General features: G+C 55.0%; 10 protein-coding genes and 1 riboswitch. Of the genes, 4 read left to right on the plus strand and 6 right to left on the minus strand.

Features of this window, described 5'->3' with window-relative positions; all coding sequences use genetic code 11:
• Positions 1 to 8 precede the first annotated feature (8 nt).
• The 3 genes from BN3277_RS17810 to BN3277_RS17820 all read right to left on the minus strand — a co-directional run bounded on the left by BN3277_RS17810 (position 9) and on the right by BN3277_RS17820 (position 1,367).
• Positions 9 to 605 (minus strand): nitroreductase family protein, encoded by a 597-nt coding sequence (locus BN3277_RS17810; protein WP_059045037.1) that lies wholly within the window; start codon positions 603 to 605, stop codon positions 9 to 11.
• A gap of 99 nt (positions 606 to 704) precedes the next feature.
• Positions 705 to 1,022: a DMT family transporter gene (locus BN3277_RS17815; RefSeq protein ID WP_059045039.1), complete on the minus strand. Its 318-nt coding sequence runs from the start codon at positions 1,020 to 1,022 to the stop codon at positions 705 to 707.
• 3 nt (positions 1,023 to 1,025) lie between these two features.
• A complete protein-coding gene (locus BN3277_RS17820; RefSeq protein ID WP_059045041.1) occupies positions 1,026 to 1,367 on the minus strand; it encodes a DMT family transporter in 342 nt (113 codons plus the stop codon).
• 57 nt (positions 1,368 to 1,424) lie between these two features.
• A riboswitch (guanidine-I (ykkC/yxkD leader) is annotated at positions 1,425 to 1,533 on the minus strand.
• A gap of 178 nt (positions 1,534 to 1,711) precedes the next feature.
• Here BN3277_RS17820 and namA point away from each other — a divergent pair.
• The 4 genes from namA (at position 1,712) to BN3277_RS17835 (ending at position 4,458) form a co-directional block, all read left to right on the plus strand.
• Positions 1,712 to 2,722, plus strand: a complete 1,011-nt coding sequence (gene namA, locus BN3277_RS17825) for an NADPH dehydrogenase NamA (protein WP_059045043.1) — start codon at positions 1,712 to 1,714, stop codon at positions 2,720 to 2,722.
• Between the two features lie 182 nt (positions 2,723 to 2,904).
• Positions 2,905 to 3,210 carry a hypothetical protein gene (locus BN3277_RS26095; protein ID WP_232436461.1) on the plus strand — a complete coding sequence of 102 codons (306 nt, stop codon included), beginning with the start codon at positions 2,905 to 2,907 and terminating at the stop codon, positions 3,208 to 3,210.
• A complete protein-coding gene (gene mqnB / locus BN3277_RS26100; protein WP_232436462.1) occupies positions 3,200 to 3,625 on the plus strand; it encodes a futalosine hydrolase in 426 nt (141 codons plus the stop codon). Before BN3277_RS26095 ends, mqnB begins: the two co-directional genes overlap by 11 nt.
• The gene (locus BN3277_RS17835) at positions 3,622 to 4,458 is read left to right on the plus strand and encodes a 1,4-dihydroxy-6-naphtoate synthase (protein ID WP_059045045.1); all 837 of its coding nucleotides are present in this window, start codon (positions 3,622 to 3,624) and stop codon (positions 4,456 to 4,458) included. Before mqnB ends, BN3277_RS17835 begins: the two co-directional genes overlap by 4 nt.
• A gap of 263 nt (positions 4,459 to 4,721) precedes the next feature.
• Here the strand turns inward: BN3277_RS17835 and BN3277_RS17840 are convergent, their stop codons facing one another.
• The 3 genes from BN3277_RS17840 to BN3277_RS26260 form a co-directional block, all read right to left on the minus strand.
• A complete protein-coding gene (locus BN3277_RS17840) occupies positions 4,722 to 5,606 on the minus strand; it encodes a radical SAM/SPASM domain-containing protein (RefSeq protein ID WP_059045048.1) in 885 nt (294 codons plus the stop codon).
• Positions 5,607 to 5,663: 57 nt separating this feature from the next.
• The gene (gene fosB / locus BN3277_RS17845) at positions 5,664 to 6,080 is read right to left on the minus strand and encodes a metallothiol transferase FosB (protein ID WP_059045050.1); all 417 of its coding nucleotides are present in this window, start codon (positions 6,078 to 6,080) and stop codon (positions 5,664 to 5,666) included.
• Positions 6,081 to 6,182: 102 nt separating this feature from the next.
• Positions 6,183 to 6,582, minus strand: a 400-nt coding sequence (locus BN3277_RS26260) for a DUF4183 domain-containing protein (RefSeq protein WP_148501073.1), incomplete at its 5' end; no start/stop codon positions are given.

Below are 6,582 nucleotides of genomic sequence, written 5' to 3' on the forward strand. Positions count from 1 at the left end.
TTTTTTTGCTATTTGAACACCTTCATCCGACTGTCGATCGGAGCAAACTCCTTGTCGCCGGCCGGAGCTTCAATTTTGCCAAACGGCATCTGCGCGATCAGCTTCCAGCTTGCCGGGACGCCCCATTCCTTCCGCACCTCCTCATCAATTAACGGATTGTAATGCTGAAGGGAAGCACCCACGCCCTCATCCGATAAGGCGGTCCAAACCACATATTGCAACATCCCGTTGGATTGCTGCGACCACACCGGAAAGTTGTCGGCATATAACGCGAACTGCTTTTGCAGCCCTTCAATTACCGACTGGTCCTCAAAAAATAACACCGTACCGCGACCACTGCGGAAGGATGCCATTTTCTCTTCCGTTGGAGCAAAGCTGTCCGCTGGAACGACTTTGCGCAACGTCTCTTTTGTCAAATCCCAAAGCTTATCATGCTGCTCATTCAATAAAACAACCACTCTGGCGCTTTGCGAGTTAAAAGAGGAGGGGGTGTAAAGCACCGCATTTTTCACGATCTCCTCGATTTGGTCTTCGGAAACCGGAATATCCTTACCTATAGCATAGATACTTCTTCTTGTTTTGACGGCATTCCAAAAATCGCTCATTTGATTTGATCGCTCCGTTTCTGACTGAATTATTGATGGGCACCTCTTTTAATTTGTCCCATTGGTCGTCAATTCAACCAGTCCCCAGGCAGCTTCCATTTACTCGCTAATGAGCTTTAAGCCCATGGCGGCACCCAAAATACAGGCGATAAACAACAATCGCCGCCACTCACGGGATTCCCCGTAGAGCAGCATCCCGGCGATGGCGCTTCCCGCCGTGCCGATTCCCGTCCATACCGCATAAGCCGTCCCCATGGAGATCGTCCGCATCGCCAAAGTTAGGAACAAAAAGCTGAGCAGAAAACCTCCGGCCATCCAAGCATAGGCGCCTAGGCTCTTACGGGTGTTGATTTTATTGATTCCGACTACGCCCAGCACCTCACCAAAACCGGCCACCACAAGCAGAATCCAATCCATCGGTTACGCCTCCCCTTCCCGCTTCGTTTCGCCGTCCGTCACCAGCTTTAGGCCGATCACGCCAACCAGCAGCAGCATGATCAACAGCAGCTTGGCCCAGCGGAACGGCTCTCCGAAGACCAGCATCTCCGCAATCACCGTCCCCGCCGTCCCGATCCCCGTAAAAACGGCATAGACCGTGCCGATCGGAAGCCGGCGTCCAGACAAAATGAGCAGGTACATGCTCATGATGATACAAACCGCCGTCCCCCCCCAGCTGAGCACATCCCCGGCATGTTTGAGTCCAATCACCCACCCAATTTCAAATAAGCCGGCAATGCCGACCAACCCCCAGTCGCGTTTCATGTTGTATGCTCCACTCCCTATGCAAAAAATAAAACCCGAAAGATATCAAACAGCGATATCTCCCGGGCTTTTGTCCCTCCGTGTCCACGGCATGCTCGATGCCGCGCGTTCCCTCTTGGACCAGTCCGGCAGTTTCACCCGCCGCGGAACCCTAGGCAACGATTCGTTTGCTATCTTAACCGATTCCCGGTGCAGGGTCAAGAAGTGTTGATAATATTAGGGTTAAAAAACTATACTATAGATCAAATTTGTGCGTACTTGTAAGTCTTAATCCGATCGACTAACATGGAAATTAACATGGGTTCAAAAGATGTAATAAAAACGTAAGATGAGGAGAGAGTGAAATGAGTGCTCAACTATTTACCCCTTATACAATCAAACAGGTGTCGTTGAAAAACCGGATCGTCATGTCCCCGATGTGCCAATATTCTTCCCCTAACCAGGACGGAAAAATCGATGATTGGCACCTTGTCCATTACGCATCCCGCGCCGTTGGCGGCGTGGGCTTGATCATCATTGAAGCGACTGCGGTCGTACCGGAAGGCCGGATCTCTTACAAGGATCTTGGGATTTGGAGCGATGAACACGTGGCGGGGTTGAAGAAGCTGGTCGATCTTGTGCACCAAAACGGCGCCAAAATTGGCATTCAATTAGCCCACGCTGGACGGAAAGCAGAGCTCAAGGAAACGATTCTTGCCCCGTCTGCAATTCCGTTCCCGGAGAAGAAGACGCCGAAGGCTGCCGACGCCGAGGATATCCGGCGGATTATTGAAGGCTTCCGCGACGGGGCACGCCGTGCGAAAGAAGCCGGTTTTGACGTCATTGAGATCCATGGGGCCCACGGCTATTTGTTAAACGAATTCCTGTCACCGGTGACCAACCATCGGGAGGATGAGTACGGCGGAAACGCTGACGGCCGTTATCGGTTGATGAGCGAAGTCATTGAGGCGGTGAATTCGGTTTGGACCGGCCCGTTGTTTGTACGGATCTCTGGGAACGAATACGATCCGAAAGGCAATTCCCTGGAGCAATATATCGATTATGCCCGCCGCATGAAAACACAAGGGGTTGATTTGATCGATTGCAGTTCCGGCGGGCTGGTTCCGGCACAAATCCACGTGTACCCGGGATACCAGGTAAACCTGGCCGATCAAATCCGACGCCAGGCGGAAATCGCCACCGGTGCTGTCGGTCTGATCAGCGATCCGACCCACGCGGAGGAAGTGCTCGGCAACGGGCGAGCGGATCTCGTGCTTTTGGGACGCGAGCTGCTGCGCAACCCTTATTGGGCCTATGATGCCGCCAAAGCGCTGCGCACAACATTGGAGCGTCCGGCTCAGTACCTCAGAGCCTAGAACCGTTCGGGGTGGGGACCTGCTCTCGCGATTTGCGAGCGCGGGTCCTTTTGCTTGCTGATCACACGCCTAACAGCTCGGCTGGGTTGACCATTGTCAAAACCTGACTTGGTTTTCGCAGAGCAGAGCTATATAATTTAGAGAGTGAATTTGTCCACAGACCAAGGAGTTGTTCTTGATATATGTTGAATCGTCCTCATCCTAAAATACTGATCATGACGGCGGTGGAAGCCGAACGGCAGGCCGTACAACGCGGACTCGGCAGCTTTGGAAGCGCCGATGTCGAGCTGGCCGGCGTGGGTCCGGCGTCGGCGGCGGCAGCAACGGCGGGTGGGGTGGGGGCGTCTCTTTTTCACACTCCGCTGGGGTATAAGAAAAGCGTGGCGGGGCCCCCACCCACAGGTGGCGGCGGCGAGTGTGTCGGGTGCCGGGATCGGCGGCGGGTTCGCCGGGGTCGCCGACATTGGCTCGCTGGTGGTGGCGAGTGAAATCATCGCCGCCGACCTTGGCGCGGAGACGCCGGACGGCTTCACCGGGGTGGACGAGCTCGGCTTCGGCTCGCCCCGGATCGCCGTAGCGGACGAGCTGTCGTCGCGCTGGGCAGCATCGCTGCGGGAAGCCGGGCTGCCGGTTCACCACGGCCCAATCCTGACGTTATCCACCGTCACCGGAACGGCCGAAACCGCTCGCGTGCTGGCTGAGCGATACCCCGGCGCCGGCGCCGAGGCGATGGAAGGCTTTGGGGTCGCCGAAGCCGCCCGCCAATTCGGCGTACCCGTTCTGGAGCTGCGCGCCATCTCCAACGCCGTAGGTCCCCGCCAGCGGGAATTGTGGAAGATTGGCGATGCCCTGCAGGCTTTAGAACAAGCCTGCGCTAAACTACCGGAGGTGCTGCAATCATGAAAATCGCGTTTTCTCCTTGTCCTAACGATACTTTTGTCTTCCATGCCTGGGTTCATGGCCTAATTCCAGGTGCACCTGAGCTGGACGTTACCTATGCGGATATCGATATTACAAATGGGTGGGCGGCCTCTGGTACCGGACCAGAGGTGCTGAAAATCTCCTACGCGGCCTTGCCTTGGGTACTGGATGAGTATGCGCTGCTTCCGTGCGGCGGCGCCCTGGGTCGCGGCTGCGGTCCGCTCGTTTTAACGGCGGAAGCGGCCTCGCCTGCCGACTTATCGGGCCGCCGGGTCGCGGTCCCCAGCGAACGTTCCACCGCTTATTTGCTGTTCCGTTTATGGGCGGCCCAGCACGTTCCCGGCGGCGTCGGCGAGATTGTGGTTATGCCGTTTGATCAGATCATGCCGGCCGTGAAGCGCGGCGACATGGATGCAGGCCTGGTAATCCATGAAGCCCGCTTCACGTATCAGAACTACGGTCTGAATATGCTTCAGGACTTGGGCAACTGGTGGGAAGCCGACACCGGCTTGCCGATCCCGCTTGGCGCGATCATCGCCCGCCGTTCGCTGGATTTGGCGGCAATTTCCCGCTGGACGCGGGAATCCGTGGAATATGCCTGGGCGCACCCGGACGCTTCGGCTGAGTATGTGATGAGCCACGCGCAGGAGATGTCGCCCGAAGTCACTCAGGCGCATATCGGACTATACGTGAACAAGTATACGGCCGATTTGGGCGACGATGGCTACGCGGCGATCTCCGGTTTGCTGGATCGGGCGGCTGCCGAGGGCTTGGTGCCGAAGATCGATCCAGCCAAGCTGAAAGCCAACTGGTGAGCGGGAAGCCTCGTTCCTCCACCTGAAATAGAGTGATGATGTAACGCTAAATGTTGAATCAGCGGACTTTTGAGCCATATAGCGATGTTTTATCACCTTATTTGCAAGATTACGGGGGGAATCCCCTCTTTTTCGGGCGAATAGAGTGATTTTATCGCTTTATTTTGTGCAGAAGGCTGGACTTCTCGGAAATAGCGTTACCCTTTCACCTTAACTGTTCAAAAAAGGAGCCGAGATCGGCTCCTTTTTTATTTGCTCCAACCTTACGCACCTCCGCCAAACCGTTTGCGATATCCGCATTTGCGGCATAACTCCTCCACGGCTTCGCGTCGGGAGAACCCTTCGTACAACCGGTTTGCCCGCTCCCCCTCCACAATCTCCGAAAACGGGGTTTGATACACGTTCCCCAGATTGATGACGCCTTCCCCATCCAAACAGCATGGAATGACCGTGCCGTCCACGAGGATCCCGGCCTGATTGCGGAGCGCATGGCAAAAGCCTTTCCCATCGTCCTCCGGGGCTCGTAAATCCGGCCATTCGAACTCATGATCCTGGTTCAGATAGATCCGCTCGGCTATTTTGACACCGCTGCCGGGCACGACCTTCTCCTCGATGCGGTAATCGAGGTTGAACTCCTGTTCGATGATTTCAAGGGTCTCCCGATTGCGCATCCGCTGCAGGTTCGTCTCATTGTCTTGGGTCAAATTCCACAACCGGAACGAGACGATCAGATCGGACGAAGCTACTGCCTCACGTACGAATGACAATACGTTTCGCAAATAACCTTCCCGGTCGGTTGAACCTTCATGCCCGTCGAAGCTGTGCAACGAGAAATTCATCTGCCGCAGCGCCGGCTTGCCGAGCAGCTTATGACGCGTTTTGGGCAGCAGCGTGCCATTGGTCGTGATGTTGACCTTAAATCCTTTTTCGTGGCTGATGTCGAGCAATTGGTCGATTTTGGGGTGCAGCAGCGGCTCGCCTTTCACATGAAAATAAATATAGTCCGTATGCGGCTTGATATCGTCCAGGATCTTGCGGAAATCTTCAACCTTAATGAACTGCGCCTGACGATGGGTCGGCGGGCAGAAACTGCAGGCCAGGTTGCAGATGCTGGTCGTTTCGATATAGAATTTCTTAAACTTTTTCATGATGACCTACTTCGTTAAAATTTTTACTTTCTGTCCTATTCTATCAATGAATCGCTATTAATAAAAGATCATGTGGTCTTTGTCCGCTTTATAGTAATCCAGTCGGTCTTTTAACGTGCCGGTGTGGAATTCGAACCTATGTCCGTCGGGATCCAGAAAATAAATCGATTTCTTATCCCGAAGATCCCTTTCACGACCCGGCAGCACTTCGACGTTTAAGGCCCGGAGCCGGTTGTGGAAAGCCTCAAAGTCCTCCTCATCGATCGAAAAAGCGATATGCGTATATGTACGGTGGCTTTCGTCCCGCGGAACATCCTCTTGATTCAAGGCAATCCACAGCCCGTCCAAATCGAAATAGGCCAGCTTTCGGCCTTTGACAAGAGGAGTTGCTCCAAAGACCTGCTCATAAAACGCCATGGACTGATCCAAATCGGACACGGAAAAACAGAAATGATTAATGCCATAAATCTTCATCCAGTTCTCCCCCTAATCTCTAAAAAAGTACGTGACAAGGCCAACAGCCCTGCCACGAAGCAACTTTATTGTGGCTTAACGCTGTCCGGCCCGGCTTCGGATTCATGATGCGGCTTGGGCGCTAATCAGCACGTTTTCCACGATAATCGGCGTACCTGCCCCTATCATATCCTGGCCCAGCTCCAACGTCAAAGCCGCAGGCACTAGCGTGTACAACCTGCCTTCCTGCAGCATGCCGTTAATAAAGAGATTGGCGTAGGAGCCCGCCCCGGTCCCGGCAAACGCCAAGGGCGGATTTCCCTCATCATCCGTAAATTGATTTGCGGCGATGTCCACCGTCCCGGTCAGATCCGCAGGTGGCGCGTAAAAGTAGCGGAATACGGCGGAGCTAACCACGATTTCGCCTACAGGTGGTCCCGGCGGCCCGGGTGGTCCCTCGGGGCCGGCAGGCCCGACCGCTCCTGCTGGCCCCGTTGCCCCCGACGCCCCCTCCGGCCCTGCG

The sequence above is a fragment of the Paenibacillus rubinfantis genome (genome assembly GCF_001486505.1).
Lineage (GTDB): Bacteria > Bacillota > Bacilli > Paenibacillales > Paenibacillaceae > Fontibacillus > Fontibacillus rubinfantis.